Source organism: Saccharothrix sp. CB00851 (assembly GCF_001905065.1).
GTDB lineage: Bacteria > Actinomycetota > Actinomycetes > Mycobacteriales > Pseudonocardiaceae > Actinosynnema.
In genome coordinates, this window is record NZ_LWLC01000001.1 from 168,055 (window position 1) to 186,745 (window position 18,691).

Annotated in this window: 6 protein-coding genes; all 6 read left to right on the top strand. The window is 70.7% G+C overall.

The annotated features are described in order from the left end of the window. The first annotated feature begins 1,701 nt into the window (after positions 1 to 1,701). Positions 1,702 to 13,623: a toxin glutamine deamidase domain-containing protein gene (locus tag A6A25_RS00805; protein ID WP_143192901.1), complete on the top strand. Its 11,922-nt coding sequence runs from the start codon at positions 1,702 to 1,704 to the stop codon at positions 13,621 to 13,623. 53 nt (positions 13,624 to 13,676) lie between these two features. Further along, complete coding sequence (locus A6A25_RS00810) at positions 13,677 to 14,936, top strand: YrhB domain-containing protein (RefSeq protein ID WP_073885780.1); 1,260 nt, start codon at positions 13,677 to 13,679, stop codon at positions 14,934 to 14,936. 275 nt (positions 14,937 to 15,211) lie between these two features. Beyond that, a complete protein-coding gene (gene sdhC / locus A6A25_RS00815; RefSeq protein WP_053722475.1) occupies positions 15,212 to 15,637 on the top strand; it encodes a succinate dehydrogenase, cytochrome b556 subunit in 426 nt (141 codons plus the stop codon). A gap of 2 nt (positions 15,638 to 15,639) precedes the next feature. Then, complete coding sequence (locus tag A6A25_RS00820; protein ID WP_073885781.1) at positions 15,640 to 16,053, top strand: succinate dehydrogenase hydrophobic membrane anchor subunit; 414 nt, start codon at positions 15,640 to 15,642, stop codon at positions 16,051 to 16,053. A 24-nt stretch (positions 16,054 to 16,077) separates the two neighbouring features. After that, positions 16,078 to 17,829, top strand: a complete 1,752-nt coding sequence (gene sdhA, locus A6A25_RS00825) for a succinate dehydrogenase flavoprotein subunit (RefSeq protein ID WP_073885782.1) — start codon at positions 16,078 to 16,080, stop codon at positions 17,827 to 17,829. Next, entirely contained in the window at positions 17,829 to 18,626 is a 798-nt protein-coding gene (locus tag A6A25_RS00830; RefSeq protein WP_073885783.1) for a succinate dehydrogenase iron-sulfur subunit, read from the top strand. The genes sdhA and A6A25_RS00830 overlap by 1 nt, the downstream gene beginning before the upstream one ends. Positions 18,627 to 18,691 lie beyond the last annotated feature (65 nt).

Sequence of the window (18,691 nt, forward strand, 5' to 3'; positions counted from 1 at the left end):
TCACCTACGGTGGAGTCACGGTCGAAGTCGAAGTCGACAGCGACGCCGAAGTCGAGGTCGAAGTCGACTTCAACAGCGACGCCGAAAACGACAGCGACAGCGACAGCGACGCCGACAGCGAGGCCGACCTCCAGCCCGCCGGCCCACCCGCACCACCGCCACCCCCACCGGCCACTGCCTCCACGCAGCAAGCGGCGGTGCCACCGCCTCCCCCGCCGCCTCCGGCCACCACCTCCACGCAACAAGTGGCAGCCCCACCGCCGCCCGGCACGCAGCCGCCACCACCGGCCGGACCCGACACGTCCGCCACGCAGGCGAACGCGCCCGCCACCCCCGCGGCCCCGTACTCGAACGTCCGGGACGCGGACCTGAAGAACGGCATCCTGACCAGGTTGCCCGCCCAGATCACCCCCGTGCCGCTGCGGATCGCGGGCGTCCAGGTCGACATCGGGCAGGTGCAGGCCGGTTTCGACGCGCTGTCCGGCAAGCTCGGCGAGTTCGGCATCACCACCACGCCGAACGTGAACCCCGACCTCGTCGTGCAGCTGGACCAGCAGACGTTCGCCAAGCACTTCGCCGTCCAGCAGGAGCTGGACACGGCGTTGAAGACGACCGACCGGGGCGATTCCGACGTCACCACCGGCCAGCTCAACGCGCAGGGCATCGACCCGGCGCAGGTCCGCGCCGAGATCCTGTCCGCCGACTTCCTGCGGCAGCTCAACGACGGCAACCCCGCCGCCGTCGCACGCCTGGACACCCTGCTGGACCAGGTCGCCCAAGCCAAGGTCGGCCACAACGGCGACGTCGCCGCCACGCGGGCCGGGCTGATCGAGAGCACCCTCACCAACCCGGCACGCGCGATCAACGGGCACGTGCTGCTCAACACCGACCACCTCGACGACCTCACCACCGACCCCGCGCGCAAGGCCGACGCCATCCGGCACCTGCTGACCCACGAATTCATGCACGTGCACTCCGTCGGCAGCGACGTCACCTTCGCGCACCGCGACGGCCAGGGCGGCGTCTACAACAAGAACCTGAACCCCGACGAAGCCGTCACCGAGCTGCTGGCCCGCAACATCACCGACGCGCTCTCCGAACGCCTCGGCCAACCCAGCCAGTACAACCAGTTCTCCGACGGCAGCGCGCGCTACCAGACCAACATCGACCTGCTGAACCGGGAATTCGACCGGACGCGGTCCAAGTGGGACAGCTTCGAACCCGGCCCCACGTTCCAGACCATGCTCCGCGACTACTTCGTCGGCGCGACTCCACCCGCTTCCACGTCCGGCACGCGTCCCGCACCGCCGATCACCACGCAGGACGTCCAGTCACCGAACGCGCCGATCCCGCTGGTCGACCTGACGCCCGCCAACACCGACCCCCAACACCACGCCCGCCCCGACCACACCGGCTCCAACGTCCGCCACCACCACGCCACCGGCACCTGCCAACGCGCCCACTCGGTCGGCCGACACGTCGGCACCGACCACCGATACCGACACCCCGGCGCACACCAACACCTCGACCGCCGGCACCAGCGCGCCGTCGACCGCACCCCAGGCCCCGACGGAGGCGACGACCAGGCCGCACGAGCGCGGGCCGGTCCTCGTACCCACCGCACCCGAACCCCAGTTGCCCAACGCCCCAGCCAAGCGCGACCGCCCCACCTCCCCCGGCGTCACCCCCGCGCAGCAGGACATGCTCGACAAGCACGGCGTCGCCACCGCGCCGGTGCCGGGAAACACCCCGACCGAAAGCCTCGTCAACGCCATCACCACCACCCTCGGCCCCGACGCACCACCGAACGCCAAGCAGGACCTCCAGCAAACCCCCAACCCCACCCCCGACCAGATCGCCGACGCGACCGGCACGCGCGTGCACGTCCTCGGCCCCGACGGCCGGTTCACCTCGTACGGCAAGATCACCGGCATCCCCGTGCACGTCGTCCAGAAGGACACCCCCGGCGGCCCCCGCTACGACGCGACCACCGAAGTAGTCCACATCGGACGGCCGGGTGTCTCCTATCCCGGGCCCACGACGATCGGGGACGGTGCCGGCAAGAAGACCGTGCACCGCGGCGAGTACGAGGTCGAGACCATCGCCGGTGAGCACCACGTCCGCATCTACACGGCGGTGGTCAACCCGGCGCCGCTGGACATCTCGGTTCCGGGCAAGCAGAACCTGAAGTACAAGGACATCCAGCAGAACCCGAACACCGGCGCGCTCAGCATCACCCCCGGCAACAACTCCCAGCTCTGGGCGGGCGCCGGGCGTCCGCAGCGCGCCGTGCAGTGGTTGGCCAAGTACGAGATCACCGACGGTGGCAAGAAGGTCTCGGACCAAAGCGCCGAGGTCAAGAACCCGGTGCTGCGTTCGTTCCTGGTCCCCCTCGACGTGTACAACCGGATCACCTCAGGGTCGACCATCGAGGGCGCACCCGGCTCGTCGCCCGAGACCGACACCTTCAACGTCGACCAGCGCGGTGAGCCCAACCAGTTCGGCATCGGCGGACCGCACCTCGACGCCCTGATCCAGCACGCCACGCCGGGCTCGCTGGTCACGTACTCCTCGCCCCAACACAACTCCTTCGCGCACCCCGACGGTGCCGGCCGGGTCACGCCGGTCGCCAAGCTCTACGAACGGCTGGGTATCGACCCCGACTTCAAGCCCGACGCCCTCGGCAACGACTACAACCCGTGGTTCTCCTGGGAAACGAACAAGAAGACCGGCAAGTTGGAGCTCGGCTTCAGCAACAACCCGCAGCGGCTGCACGAGATCGCGACCACCCTGCGCGAACACCACGTCACCTGGAAGCAGGCCGCGCAAAACCCCGCCGACCGCAAGCCGGAAGCGCTGATCGAACCCGACTCCGAGAGCGCACCCGGCAAGAAGGACGACGCCCAGTCGCGTGACACGAGCTTCGCGGCCCGGTTCGAACGGCTGAACCAGTTCCTCAACTCGGTCGGCCCGCCCTCCGTCAACGTCGGCAAGATCGCCACCGACGTGCTGTCCACCGCGCCCGGCGTGCTGAACACCAAGCTGGCAACCACGACCGTGCCGGACGTCGACCCGAACACGCTCGCCGACGTGGTCAACACACAGGTCGTGCCGAAGTCGCTGGACACCGTGATGCGCGACCTGGACCTGGCCATCAAGAACGCCAACGGCGGCCAGGTGCCGAAGGACCTGCGGTCGTTCAAGGACGCGGTCGAGAACGGGTTCGGCAAGCCGCCGAAGAAGGCGAAGTCGTTCGACGAGCACGTCGTCGACACGCTCGTGGCCGCCTTCGTCAAGGACGTGCCGAAGCAGAGCGGTGTGCAGCTGCTCACCGACGACAGCCGCGCCGCCGTGGCCAAGGACCTCGAAGTCCGGGTGCGGGACGCGCTCCAGGCCGAGTTCCGCAACCTGGACTCGCTGACCGCCGAGGGCGGCCGCGGCAAGAAGTCCAGCTGGCTCAGCGGTCCGCGGCTGGCCGAGTTCAAGGGCCGCGTCGAGCAGCGCATCCTGAGCGGTCCGATGCCGAACATCCAGGCGGAGGTCGACCCGAACCGGTTCGGCGAGGTGGCGCAGCAGAAGGTCCTCGGGCCCGTGGTGAACGGGGCGCTGGGTTCGTTCACCGGCCAGGACCTGATCAACACCTCACCGGACGACCTGAAGGCGGTCGTGGAGACCGCGGTGCTGCCCAAGCTGTCCGCCGACATCGAGACGAACCTGCGCCAACACCCGGCCCTCGCGCTGGTCGACCCGGCCCTGCGGGACTCGATCGCGCACGACGTCGCGGCCGAGGCGATCGCGAAGGCCAAGCAGGAGCTCGGCGGCTTCACGTTCCAGCCCGTCAACCCGGCCGACGTGGACGCGTTCATGGCCGAGGTGCCCGGGGTCGCCGCCCAGGCCGAGATCGGCGCGCTCATCGCGGCGGACTCCGACCGCATCGCGCGGGACTTCAACACCCGACCGCAGGACGACCCGCGCGGGCCGTTCCGCAACGAGTACGACGTGTGGAGCACCAACGCGGAGGCCGAGTACCAGGCGCAACGCGAGTTCGGCGACAAGCTCAGCGAGACCATCGAGGGCGTGCGGGGTGCCGACGGCAAGCCGGACCCGAAACCGGTGGTGGACGAGCTGATCAAGAAGTTCCCCGAGCTGGCGCCGAAGTTCGACGAGGTCGCCACCAAGCCGCAGGACACCCCCTACCGGCCGCAGGGCGCGAAGGACTCGTTCACCTTCTACGAGCACGCCCAGATGGTGCTCGGCCAGTACCTGGACCTGACCAAGGCGGAGAACCCGGACACCCGGTTCATCTCCACCGACGCGATGGCCAAGGCGATCCTGTTCCACGACATCGAGAAGAACAACGCCAAGAACCAGTTCGGCGACGGCAAGGGCCGCCACGACGCCGAGCCGGAGCACAAGCTCGCCGTGCAGATGATGGACCGCTACCAGGGCCTGTGGGCCGACCAACGCGAGTTCGACGCGGTCAAGTCGATCGTGGACTCCGACCCGTTCGGGTTCTACCTGCGCAACAAGCTCTCCGCCGATGAGACGTTCAAGTTCATCCACGACCTGGCCGAACGGATCGGCGACCCCGACCCCACGCACAGCGGCCCGCCGAACCCGGACAACGCGCGCAAGTTGTTCGACGAGTTCCACCAGTACTACCAAGCGGACTTCTCGTCCTACACGACGTACAGCAGCTACACCGACGCCGGAGGCAAGGAGAAGCACGGCCCGAACGCCTTCACCAAGAGCTTCGAACCGGGCACGGACGGCATCACCCGCACCGAGGACGGCCGGCACTTCCAGTACGCCGACCCGCAGAAGATGGACGACCTGCGCGCCATGTTCGCCGACCCGGACACGATCACCGCGCACCGTGACCGGATCCGCGAGGTCGACGCCCGCAACCAGGCCGCCGACCTGGGCGCACCGCCACCCGCCACCTCGTGGCTGGCCGACCCGTCCCGGCCCGGCACGCCCGAACCGGCCCAACCCGGCACCCAGGACCCGGCCACGTCCTGGCTCGCCGACCCCAGCCGCGCCAGTTCGCCCACCTCGTGGCTGGACGACCCGTCCCGCCCCACCACGCCGGCCCCGAACGCCCCGACGACACGCCGCGGGCCGAACGGCTCACCGACCCCACCGACCCCACCGGCCCCACCGACCAGGCCGAACGAGCGCCTAACGCGCGGTCCGGCACCGGAGTTGTCGCTGGACATCCCGCCGGCCTCGGTGCCGTCCCCGGAGCAGTCGGCCCGCATCGACGCCCTGGCCGCCGACCTCGCCGAGTCCAACGCGATGCGCGACCGGAACGGCTACCGGCCCGCCGTGGTCGAGGTCTCCGGCCCGAACGCCCAGGTCGTCGCGGACGCACTGGCCGCCAAAGGCATCGACGCGACCGTCCGCGACACCAACGGCACCACCACCGACGTGCACGTCGACCACGACCTGCGCCGGCCGGAAGGCTGGACACCGCCCGCCGCACCGCAAGGCGTCAAGGTCACCGACACCGTCATCACCTCACCCGAACCGCAGGGCCCGCACCCGGTCCTGGACAACCCCGACTGGCGGCACAGCACCGCACCCACCGCACCCTGGTTCGACACCGATCCCAACGCCGCGACCTCCGCCGACATCCGGGACGCCCGCGCCAACACACCCGTCACGACCACCGTCCGCGGTGAGGACGGCGGGGTCCTGGACAGCACCACCGTCGGCCCGGACGGCATCCAGATGAAGGCCTGGCGCGGGCCGATCGCCTACGACACCCGCGTGCTGGACGTCAACGGCGTGCCGGTGCGCGACTTCACCGTCAAGGTCTTCCTCGACCCCGACGGGAACGCGACACCCGACCAGATCGCCGAGGTCCAGACCAAGACCCGCCAAGGCGTCGACGCCTTCTACAACAACGGCAACCGGCTGCCCAGCGGCGAGCAGTTCCACGTCACCGTCGAGTTCACCGACAACCCGGCCGACGCGCACGGCACCGTCGCGATCACCGGTCCGGACGGCCGCGCCAACCAGCTGAACTGGCCGGTCGACTCCGATGCCGCCGTGCTCGGCCACGAGATCGGCCACTTCCTCGGCCTGCACGACGAGTACTTCGAGACCGGCGAGGTCAAGCCGATCTTCCAGCACCAGGAGGGCAAGGGCCGGGTCGTCGACGACAACGGCCCGATGACCGACAAGTTCGACGCACCGGACGCGAGGGTCAAGCCGCGCAACCTGTGGCTGGTCGAGAACCGGATGCACGCGCTGGAGTCGTTCAACCCGCCGAGCGCCCCGGCCACTCAGGACACCGACGTGGCGGCGCCGAACGCGCCGTCCCGCCACACCACGCCGAACCCGGTCATCCCGCTGGTGACCGTCACCCCGGCCGGCCCGCCGCCCGCGGTGCTGCCGGGTGTGCCGCTGCCGTCGTTCTTCCAGAGCAACCAGGCGCTCGGCTCGGTCGCCGTCAACGACGTGCGCGGCGCGGACCAGGTCGCGACCGCGGTGAACGGCCTCCTGCCCGCCGTGAACGGCGTGGCGCCGCAGGGCGTCGACCGCATCGGCAAGGCGCTGGACGACAACTTCGAGTCGTTCCTCGGCAACGGTCGCACGTTCCAGGTCCAGGTGGGCAAGAACTTCTACGACGCCAACGTCACGGCCGTCCTCAACCCCGTGACGGGTCCCGGCACGGCGTCGCCCGCCAAGGTCGACAGCCGGGTGGACAGCGGCGCGACCAGCACGACGACCACGAGCCTGACGACCGGTAACGACGTCTCGCTCAACGCCACCGCGAGCCAGGGCATGGGCGCGTACGGCACGGTCGGCGCGAAGACCACCCTCGCCACCCCGGTCACCAGCAACACCACCACGACGACCGCGCTGGACGACCGCGAGGTCCGCGGCGGCGACAGCTCGACCAAGCACGACGTGCCGGTCACGTACCGGGTCACGCTGACCGACGCGCGGGGCGTCGTCATCGGCACCACCGACGTCCACGACAACGGGACCGGCGTCGCCCTCCAGGTCCCGGACGACCTGGGCAACCTGGCGAACACCGACAACACCGCCGGCGTGGTGCGGCCACCCGACGCCGCATGGGGTGCGAAGGTCGAGCACCTCGTGCCCGAGGCGGTCACGGACATCGACTCCGACCAGGCGTTCAGGGACGTGGCCGCGAAGCTGCACCCGTCGGTGACGAAGCCCGGCGCGGACGGCCGCACGGTGCTGCGCGACTTCCTCAGCGCCACGAACATCCGCGACAACCTGCACGTGATGCTGAACGGCTGGGTCACCTCGCCGAACCTGACCAGCCCGCACTCGGCGTACGGCTCGGCCGTGCAGATGAAGGCGACGCTGCTGGACGCCGAGCTCGTCGGCACGCACGGCGGCACGCAGTTCCGGATGCACGACACGGCGACCACCAACGCGGGCGTCACGGCCACCGTCGGCTCGGGCGTCGAGGTGAACGCGGCCGTCGGCGGCGGTGTCGGTGTGCCGGGCGTCCCCATCGGCGCGGCGGGCATCACGGGTTCGGCGTCCGCCAAGACCTCCGAGACCTCGTCGTCGGGCACCACGTCGGTCAACCGCGCAGGCATGCAGGTCGGTGGGCAGACGGGCCTGTACAAGGTGACCGCGAACGTCGAGGTGCGCACGCCCAACGGCGACACGGTGACCGTCCCGGTGACCGCGCACGTGCGGCTGGGGCTGCCGGAGGCCAACGCGCACGGCCTGCCCGTGCCGGAGAACACCCAGGCGAAGATCACCGAGCCGGGTACGGAGAACACCCGGTTCGAACCGCCCTACCTGGCCGAGGGCTTGGCGGCGGGCAACATTCGCGTCGGCGAGTTCACCGCGGCGAACCAGGTGCAGGCGCAGGTCGAGAACGCCCTCAAGGGCCTGCCCGGCTTCGACGGCTTCCTGCCCGAGTGGAACCGGGGCACCGATCCGCGCGCGGACGGCAAGAACTTCGCCGACGTCGTGGAGATGCTGAACAACCAGCGCAAGCTCGACGCGGAGCTGTCGCCGACCGCGCTGAAGGCGCAGATGGACAGCCTGCTCGGTCCCGGCGTGCAGGTGCAGCTCAAGCGCCAGGGCTTCGCCACCAACGAGTTCGTCAACGTCACGGTCAGGGCCAAGCTGGGCAACGCCAACCACCTCGGCGAGGCCGACGCCCGCCAGGTGCGCGGCCTGTCCTCCACGGCACCGAAGCTGGACAGCTCGACCACCACGACGAAGGGCTGGAGCGCGGGCGTCGAGGGCCGCGGCGGCGCGAACGTCAAGCCGGGCACCGCGTCGCTGACGCCCACCGGCAACGCGGCCGTGAAGTACAGCAGCACTACGGCGAATAAGACCACCGCCGGTCCGGTGGTGAACGACGTGGCGCTCAACGTCGGTGACGCCAAGTCGCAGGTGTTCGCGCACGACATCGAGTTCGAGGTCGAGATCACCACGTTCAGCCGCAACCAGTCGTGGGTCAAGCGGATGACGCCGGGCTCGCCGCTGCTCCAGGTGCCGAAGGAGAAGACCGTCGTCCGGACGGTCGACCCCAAGAAGCTGCTGGACCCCAACGCCCGCGACAACCCGACGATCCTGCCGCAGATCAGCGGCAAGGTGCAGCTCTGGGTGCCGGACGGCTCCGCGCTGAAGACACCGTCGGCCGAGTTCAAGCCCGGCGACCCGGTGGACGGCACGCTACCGCCGAACACCACCATCTCCAGCCTGCTCAAGCCGGGCACGACCCGCCCGCCGCGGCACGAGTGGCTGCACGTCGAGGCGGTGGCGAACGCCGAGGCGTTGCGCAACGGCGCGATCGAGCTGGTGAACGCCTCGGCGGGCGCGGACGGGTCGCTGACCGTGCCCGGCACGGAGGCGCGCAACCAGATCGACATGATGTTCAGCCCGGAGAACCTCAAGGCGAACCTGCGCAAGATGGCCGAGACGGGCCTGGTCACCGACAGCCTGCGGTTCGACCGCCGGGTCACCGACCGCACGGGCGCGATCGGCATGACCGTCAAGTTCGACAAGCCGAAGCTGGTGTCCATCTCGGACACCACGCCGGTCGAGACGTGGACGACCGGTGGCTTCAAGGCGGGCGAGAGCGTCGCGCACGGCCAGTCGGTGGAGGGCTCGGCGGGCTTCGCGCTCGGCGGCAAGCCGAACGACACGACGCCCCAGGGCGGCGGGACGTTCAACGCGGGCGCGAAGTGGACGCCGTGGTCGAAGACCGAGACGACGGCCCGCGAGGTCGGCGGCAACGTCGACCGCAAGCTCGTCCGCCCGTCCGGTGAGCGGACCGTCCTGGTGCAGCTGCACGCGGAGTTCTCGATGGTCGGCGAGAGCCGGTCGGGCAACGCGATCTACAAGGGCACGCCGCACGCCAACGGCAAGACGGTGACCCTGCCGGGCGGTGTGTTCGTGCGGGTCAGCGAGCAGGTCGCGCGGGACATGGGCCTGCTGGAGGACGTGCCGCCGCACACCTCGCCCGACCACGGCTCGATGCGCCCGCCCAAGCGGCTCAACCCCGGCGAACCCGGCGGGCTCGGCCTCAGCGTGGTGGACGACGTGCCGGACCTGTCGCCCGTGGTCGCGCAGCTCACCACGGTCGTCAACCAGAACACCAGGGGCAAGCTCGTCCCCGACTCGGTGCTGGACGACTCGATGCGCAACCTCCAGCGGCTGGTCGACCTGACCTCGCCGACGAGCGTCAAGGGCCTGATCGACTCCGCGGTGGACGGCGGCGTGCCGCTGCTGCTGCACAAGCCGGGCACGGTGATCGGCAAGGACACCTACCAGGTCACGCTGAGGGCCAAGGTCGGGCAGCCGAAGTTCCTGGAAGCGGTCAACGACGGCCGCGACATGGAGCACATCCTGGCCGGCTCGAACAAGGACTCCGACGCCCTCACCAAGGGCAGCTCCTGGGGCGTCAACGCCAGGGCGGGCGGCCAGCACCTGCCGGACGTCCAGAACGGCCAGTCGCCCGCCGTGGGTGGCGCGATCGGCGCCGGCCTCAACTTCTCGCAGAGCAAAACCACCACCGACACCACGACCGAGCTGTTCGGCCACAAGCACACCGCCACCGGCCCGGCCGTGCGCTACGAGGTGCCGGTCGAGTTCGAGCTGGTGGTGCACAAGGGCGGCAAGGAGGTCGGCCGGGTCAAGGCCGACGAGGCGCCGATCACCGTGCGGCTGCACGCCGACAACGTCCGCGTGGACTCGCCGGACGTGCCGGACAACCGCCGCCCGTACGAGGCGGACGCGACCAGCCGGCCCAAGGACGAGGCGACGCAGGCCAAGATCGACGAGTGGCTGCGGGACGGCACCGAGGTGCCCAGCGGCGCGTCGGTCGAGGGGATGCGCGGCATCCAGGACATCCGGATGGCGGCCATCGCGGCGCTGGAACGCGCGGGCGCGGGCAAGGGCATCACCGGCAAGGGCACCGGCTCGCACAACGCGCTGCTGTCCACGCTCAGCTCCGAGACGCTCCAGTCGATGCTGCCCGGCATGACGAAGACGCCGCTGGAGGTGCCCGGCCTGCACGAGGCGACGCTGGGCAAGGCGCAGCACGCCTCCCTGAAGGTGTACGCGAAGGTGGTCGACACCCGGCTCGACTCGCTCAGCGACGGCGTCAAGCTGGAGAACCCGACCTCCACCACGCACACCACCGCGTCCGAGGCGAAGCACACCCAGAGCGGGGACGTGATCATCGCGCCGACGGGCGGTGTGAACAAGAAGACGGACGACGCGCAGGGCAACCCGGACCTGGTCAACTCGGCCAACTCCGCGTTCGCCTTCCCGGAGTTCAAGCACACCAGCGACGACTCGACCGCCGACTCGGGCGGCCCGGTCACCGGCACGCAGCAAAACCTGAAGCCGTCCGAGCGCACCGGCCTGACCGAGTCCACCATCGTGTACCGGTTCGTCGCCGACCTCGGCAACGGCAAGGTCGGCGTCTACGACCTGACCGTGCCAGGCTCGGCGGACCTGCGGATGCCGGTGGCGGACGTGGAGGCGACGCTGGGCCGCACCGTCACGCCGGAGCTGGCGACCGCGCAGGACGGCGTGCGGGACGCGGCGAAGGCGTGGCGCACCGCCGAGGCCGCCGTGGAGGTCGCGCGCCACCAGGCGCAGGACCTGCTCGCCCAGCGCGCCGGCGCGGACATCGAGATCACCAACCGCCAGACCGTGCTGGACACCCGGTCGCAGGAGGTGGTGACGGCGTTCGACGCGCTGGGTCCCCACGACACCGCGGTCGACAACCCTCGCACCGCCCGGGACACGGCGGACACGGCGTTGGAGGACGCGACGACCCGCGCGGTCGACCTCGACCTCGCCTCCCGGCGGGCCGACAAGGCGCTGGGCGACGCGGCGGAGGACGTCCGGACGACGCGGGAGGGCGTCGAGCTGGCGGAGATCCAGGCGGCGGCCGTCGACGACGCGCGTGCCCGGGCGGACCAGGCACTGCTCGACGCCGAGGCCGCCCTGGGCCGGTACGACCAGGCCAACCCGCCGAGCACCGACCCGAACGCCGCGCCCGACCGGGTGCGGGAGGGCCTGGTGCGGGACGTCAAGGACGCGACCGAGGTCCGCGACAACCGGCAGGCCCTGCAGGAGCGGGCCGCGCGGGACCTGGCGGACGCCCGGCAGGAGCACCAGGCCGCCCTCGACCGGCAGCGGGCGGCGGCCGACGCGGCCGCGGATGCCAAGACGGCCGCGGACCAGGCCAAGACCGACCTGGACGCGGCCGAACGCGCCGCCGTCGATGCGCGCAGCGACCTCGACGCGGCCAACGACCGGCTCCGCGAGGCCCGCGCCAACGCCCGTCAGGCCGAGCAGGCCAGGCAGACCGCCGAACAGGAGTACCAGCAGGCCGTGCGGGACCGCGCGGACCTGGAGACGCGGATCGCCGACGCCCAGGCCGACCTGGCGCGCGAGCAGGACGTCGCCGACGGCCGGCAGGCGGACTGGTGGAACGCCAAGACCGCGGCCGACCGGCAGCTGGCGGCGTTCAACGCCCCGCCGACCACCGCCCCGCCCGCCAACGCACCGGCCACGACGGCCACCTCGTCCACCAACGCACCTCCGCCCGGCCCGGGGGTCACCGCTCCCGTGCCGAGCTCGCCCTCGCCGGCACCGCCCGGCGTGCAGACCTTCGGCGCGCCGGCGGCCACCGCCACGAGCACCTTCGGCGCACCCACCGCGAGCGGCACGCCCACCGCGAGCACGTCGACACCGAGCACGTCGACCACGCCGAGCACCACCGCTCAGCGTGACGCCGACGCCGCCGCCCTGGCCTCACGCCACCAGGCCGAGCGGACCGCGGAGAGCAACGCCCTCGCGGCACGCCTGGCCGCCGAGAAGCAGGCCGCGTCACTGGCGCTGCAGGCGAAGCAGCAGGCCGAGCACCAAGCCGAGGGCGTCGCCCTGGCCACGAAGCTCGACGCCGAACGCCTCAAGGCCGAGGCGGACCTGCTCGCCAGGCAGCAGCAGGACCGCACCAACGAGAGCAACGCGTTCGCCGCCCGGGCACAGGCCGAGCGCAACCGCGTCGCCGCCGAGCTGACGGCCAACCAGCAGGCACACCGGCAGCGGGTCGCCGCCCAGGTCCTGGCGAACCAGGAGCTGGAGCGCAACCAGGTGGAGGCGCAGATCCAGCAGCAGCTCGCCGTCGCGCCGGGCTCGTTCGACCCGAACCAGGTCCGCCAGCAGGTCCTGAACAACCAGGCGGCCGTCCAGCGCAACGTGGAGCAGCAGCTCGACAACGAGCAGACCGCCGAGCGGCAGCGGGTCGAGCAGGGGGTGCTCGCCCGGGAGGAGAACGACCGCCGGGCCGCCGAGCACCAGCTCAACCAGCGGCAGCTCGCCGAACGGCAGCAGGCCGCGCAGCAGCTCCAGCTCAAGCAGGACGCCGAGCGCGCCAAGGCGGAGCAGGACCTGAAGGCCAGGCAGCTGCTGGAACGGCAGCAGGCCGAGGCGGCGCTCGACGCGAAGCAGGAAGCCGAGCGCAAGGCCTACGAGGCTCAGCTGAACGCCAGGCAGGACGCCGAGCACGCGGCCGAGCTGGCCAAGTGGCTGCCGTCGGGCACGAGGCACTTCGCCGCGTTCGCCGACGACAACGCCGCGGCGACGTGGGCGAACACGGCCTACCCCGGCCTCGCGACCGTGAACCGGACGAACTTTGAGAGCGGCGTCCCCGGCCACGACGTCAACTGCACGAACTGCGTGATCGCCACCCACGAGACGCTGCACGGCCGCCCGGTCGCGGCGCCGCCGCTGCCCGCACCGGCGCCGGGCACGTACCTGGAGAACACCTTCAAGTCGACGTTCCAGACCGTCGGGAGCTACCACGAGGTGGTCGACTACCTGGCCGCGCAGCCCGGCAGGCACGTCAGCGTCGGCATCACCCGTGCCGACGGCACCGGGCACGTCTTCAACGCCTGGAACGACGGCGGCGACATCACGTTCTTCGACTCGCAGAACCAGCGCCCGGCCAAGCTGGAGCGCGAAGCGGTCAAGATCGAGTTCATCCCGCTGCCGGACCTGCCGAAGCCGGCACCGCCGCCCACCACGGCGACCGCACCGCCCGCCACCGCACCGCCCGCCACCGCGACCCCGCCGACCGGCCCCGTCCCGTAGCGTCGTCGGACGACCCAACCCACCAGCAGACCTTCGGAACTGATGAGGTACGCGTGACGCAAGCACGGGACACCGCCGACCAGTGGCTCGACCGGGTCTACGGCGGCACGGTGAAGTCCAGCAGGCACCCGCTGCTGGAGACGCCGCGGGTCGCGGTCTTCGGCTGCCGGTTCCGGGAGAGCCGGGAGGCGATGCTGGCCGCCGCGATCGCCGTGCCGACGACCGGCGGGGCACCGTACCCGCTGCCGAACGACCGCCCGTTCGACGACCTCGGCCTCAACGACGACGCGGCGGGCTGGCGGGCGCCGGCCGAAGCCGACTGGACCAGGCGCGTCAACGCGCGCAACTGCGTCATCGCGCTGGACGCGGCCGTCGACCACGCCCCGGCCTCCGCCCTGCCGTGGCGCCCCTCCGACGAGCAGCCGGGGTGGTGGGACCGGCTGCGCACCGGGCACTTCCCGAAGGCTGAGGTGGCGACCTGCGCGACGTGGCCCGAGGTGGTCGAGGCGGTGCGGGCGGGTGGTCCGGACACCAGGGGCGTCATCTGGGTGCGGCGTGAGCTGGCGGGCGTGGAGGTGACCGGCCACTTGCTCTACGCGCACAACAACGACGGCGAGGTGGCCGTGCTGGACGCCATGCGGGGCACCGTCGCCCACTTGGAGACGACGGCGGTCGGCAGCCTCCTGCTGGCCCGCTTCCACCGGCCCCGGCCGGACGTGTCCGAACTGGACTTCGCCGCCGCCGTCCGCGCGGCCGAGCGGCACCTGGCGGGTGCCTACGGCGACGAGGTGGTGCTGGTGGACCCGTCGCCGGAGGACGAGCTGGCCAACGGCTGGCTGTTCGCCTGCACGACCCGCGCCTTCCAGTCGTCGGGGGACCTGCGGGACCTGATGCTCGACGCGGCACTGGTCGTGCCGAAGAACCCGGGCCGCACGCCGTTCGCGCTGCCCAACGCCGACCCGTGGGAGTGGCTGTCGCGGTGGGACGCGGGCGCGGCGGACCTGCCGGCACCACCGGCGCCCGGCCCGGCCGCCTGGCTCGCACCCACCCTCGCCCGGCTCGGCGAAGTGACGGAGGCCACCAGCCACGCCCGGTGGAGTGACGTGCTGGCCGACTTCACCACCCGTCCGGTGGGCACCGCCGCGGTGATCTGGATCCGCCGCCACGACCGCCGCGGCCGCGAGTCCGTCGGCCACCTGGTCAACGCGCGACGGGTGGAAGGCGGCCTCGAACTGGCCGACGGCACCACCACGACCCCGTTCACGCCGTCCGACGAGGGCACGACCGGTCTGCACGTCATCTACTACCGCTGACGCGCCGCTCCCCGACCCGCCGACCGGTCCCGCTGACCAGCGGAGAGGTCCGCAGTGGACGGTGTCCGTCACCCGTTCGGGGTGACCTGCACCGCACAACCGAGTGCCTGTCGCTGTGAGGGGAATCGATCAAGTCGCCACCCGGTGTCTCGTCGCTCACAGACGGGTCGGGCTGTTGGGTCGGGTGGCTCGAGCGGGTCTAGCATCCGGGGGTCAAGGTCCGAGTACGCACGTACCGGAGACCAGTCCACCACTGACGCTGGAGGCCGTTGCGCATGGCCGGCACCACCGCACCCGAGCGGGCGGGCACCTCTAAAGGGGGCGGAACGCTCTACCGCGGCGACCTGGGGATGTGGTCCTGGGTCGCCCACCGCATCACCGGTGTGTTGACGTTCTTCTTCCTGTTCGCGCACGTCCTGGACACCGCGCTGGTGCGGGTGTCGCCGGACGCGTACGACAAGGTCATCGAGACCTACAAGAACCCGATCGTCAACCTGTTCGAGGTCGGACTGGTCGGCGCGGTCCTCTACCACGCGCTCAACGGCATCCGCGTGATGCTCGTCGACTTCTGGGAGAAGGGCGCCCGCTACCAGAAGCAGATGCTGTGGGCGGTGCTCGGCGTCTGGGTGCTGGTGATGATCCCCGGCACCTACTACATGATGGTCCGCACGGTTACCGACCTGCTCGGTGGGGGTCACTGATCATGAGCGAATCCCTGACCCTCGACAAGCCGCGCTCGCCGCGCCGCCCCGCCGCCCGCCGCAGCAACTTCGAGCTGTACAGCTGGCTGTTCATGCGCATCTCGGGCGTCGCGCTGGTGGTGCTGGTGCTCGGGCACCTGTTCATCATGAACATCCTCGACGGCGGTGTGCACCGCATCAACTTCGGCTTCGTCGCGGGCCGCTGGGCCTCGCCGTTCTGGCAGTTCTGGGACCTGGCGATGCTGTGGCTGGCCCAGATCCACGGCGGCAACGGCCTGCGCACCGTGATCAACGACTACGCCCGCAAGGACGCGACCCGGTTCTGGCTCAAGGTGCTGCTCTACGTCTCGATGGTGCTGATCATCGCCCTCGGCACGTACGTGATCTTCACCTTCGACCCGAACATCACCGACTGACCCGCCGCGGGGAGTACTCAAGACATGCAGTTCCACAAGTACGACGTCGTCATCATCGGCGCGGGTGGCGCCGGGATGCGCGCGGCGATCGAGTCCGGCCAGCGCGCCCGCACGGCGGTGCTCACCAAGCTCTACCCCACGCGTTCCCACACGGGCGCCGCGCAGGGCGGCATGTGCGCCGCGCTGGCGAACGTGGAGGAGGACAACTGGGAGTGGCACACCTTCGACACGATCAAGGGCGGTGACTACCTGGTCGACCAGGACGCCGCCGAGATCATGGCGAAGGAGGCCATCGACGCGGTCCTCGACCTGGAGAAGATGGGCCTGCCGTTCAACCGCACGCCCGAGGGCAAGATCGACCAGCGGCGGTTCGGCGGCCACACCCGCAACCACGGCGAGGCGGCCGTGCGCCGGGCGTGCTACGCGGCCGACCGCACCGGCCACATGATCCTGCAGACGCTGTACCAGAACTGCGTCAAGCACGGCATCGAGTTCTTCAACGAGTTCTACGTCCTCGACATCTGCCTGACCGAGACCGAGGACGGCCCGGTGTGCACCGGCGCGGTGGCCTACGAGCTGGCGACCGGCGAGATCCACGTGTTCCAGGCCAAGTCCGTGGTGTTCGCCACCGGCGGCTTCGGCAAGGTCTTCAAGACCACGTCCAACGCGCACACGCTGACCGGCGACGGCATGGGCATCGTGTTCCGCAAGGGCCTGCCGCTGGAGGACATGGAGTTCTACCAGTTCCACCCGACCGGCCTCGCGGGCCTGGGCATCCTGCTGACGGAGGGCGCCCGCGGTGAGGGCGCGATCCTGCGCAACGCCTCCGGCGAGCGGTTCATGGAGCGCTACGCACCCACCATCAAGGACCTCGCGCCGCGCGACATCGTCGCCCGCTCGATGGCCCTGGAGGTGCTGGAAGGCCGCGGTGCCGGTCCGAACAAGGACTACGTGCTGCTGGACTGCACGCACCTGGGCGCCGAGGTGCTGGAGACGAAGCTGCCCGACATCACCGAGTTCGCCCGCACGTACCTCGCGGTCGACCCGGTGAAGGAGCCGGTGCCGGTCTACCCGACCGCGCACTACGCGATGGGTGGCATCCCGACCAACGTGCACGGCGAGGTGTTGCGGGACAACGACAACGTCGTCCCCGGCCTGTACGCCGCCGGTGAGTGCGCGTGCGTGTCCGTGCACGGCGCGAACCGGCTCGGCACCAACTCGTTGCTGGACATCAACGTGTTCGGCCGCCGCGCGGGCATCGCCGCCGCCGAGTACGCGTTGTCCCACGAGCACGTGGAGCTGCCGGAGAACCCCGCCGCGGCCGTCGAGGCGCAGGTGGCGCTGGTGCTGTCCGAGCACGGCGAGGAGCGGGTGGCGGACATCCGCACCGAGCTGCAGGCCACGATGGACGCCAACGCGTCGGTGTACCGCACCGAGGACACGCTCAAGCAGGCGCTGCACGACGTGCAGGCGTTGAAGGAGCGGTACTCGCGGATCACCGTGCAGGACAAGGGGAAGCGGTTCAACACCGACCTCCTGGAAGCCGTCGAGCTGGGCTTCCTCCTGGAGCTGGCCGAGGTCCTGGTCGTGGGCGCGCTGGCGCGCAAGGAGTCCCGCGGCGGTCACGCGCGCGAGGACTACCCCAACCGCGACGACACGAACTTCATGCGCCACAGCATGTACTACAAGCAGGGCGACGGCTTGCTGGCCGACATCCGGCTCGACTACAAGCCCGTGACGTTCACCCGGTACCAGCCGATGGAGCGCAAGTACTGATGACCGCTACCGCTGAAGTGTCCACCGGCTCGCGCGGGAACCAGCCCCCCGTGCCGGACGGCGCGATCACCGTCACCCTGAAGGTGCGCCGGTTCAACCCGGAGTTCGACACTGATGAGTCGTCCGCTGGGCCGCGCTGGGACTCGTTCGAGATCCCGGCCCTGCCGTCGGACCGCGTGCTGAACCTGCTGCACTACGTGAAGTGGTACATCGACGGGACGCTGACGTTCCGCCGGTCGTGCGCGCACGGCATCTGCGGGTCGGACGCCATGCGCATCAACGGCGTGAACCGGCTGGCGTGCAAGGTGCTGCTGAAGGACCTGCTGGCGGGCGGCGGCAAGCCGACCACGATCACCATCGAGCCCATCAAGGGGCTGCCGGTCCACAAGGACCTGCTGGTCGACATGGAGCCGTTCTTCGAGGCGTTCAAGGCGGTCAAGCCGTACCTCATCACGTACGGCAACGAGCCGACGCGCGAGCGGATCCAGTCCATCGCCGACCGCGAGCGGTTCGACGACACCACCAAGTGCATCCTGTGCGCGGCGTGCACCACGTCGTGCCCGGTGTACTGGACCGAGGGGTCCTACTTCGGCCCGGCGGCGATCGTGAACGCGCACAGGTTCATCTTCGACAGCCGTGACGAGGGCTCCGAGGAGCGGCTGGACATCCTCAACGACGTGGACGGCGTGTGGCGCTGCCGCACGACGTTCAACTGCACCGACGCCTGCCCCCGCGGCATCCAGGTCACCAAGGCCATCCAGGAAGTCAAACGCGCCCTCCTCTTCAAGCGCGTCTGACCCCACCCACCTCCGCCTCCGGCCCCCGGACTCCGTCCGAGGGCCTCCCCATCCCGCGTGTCGAA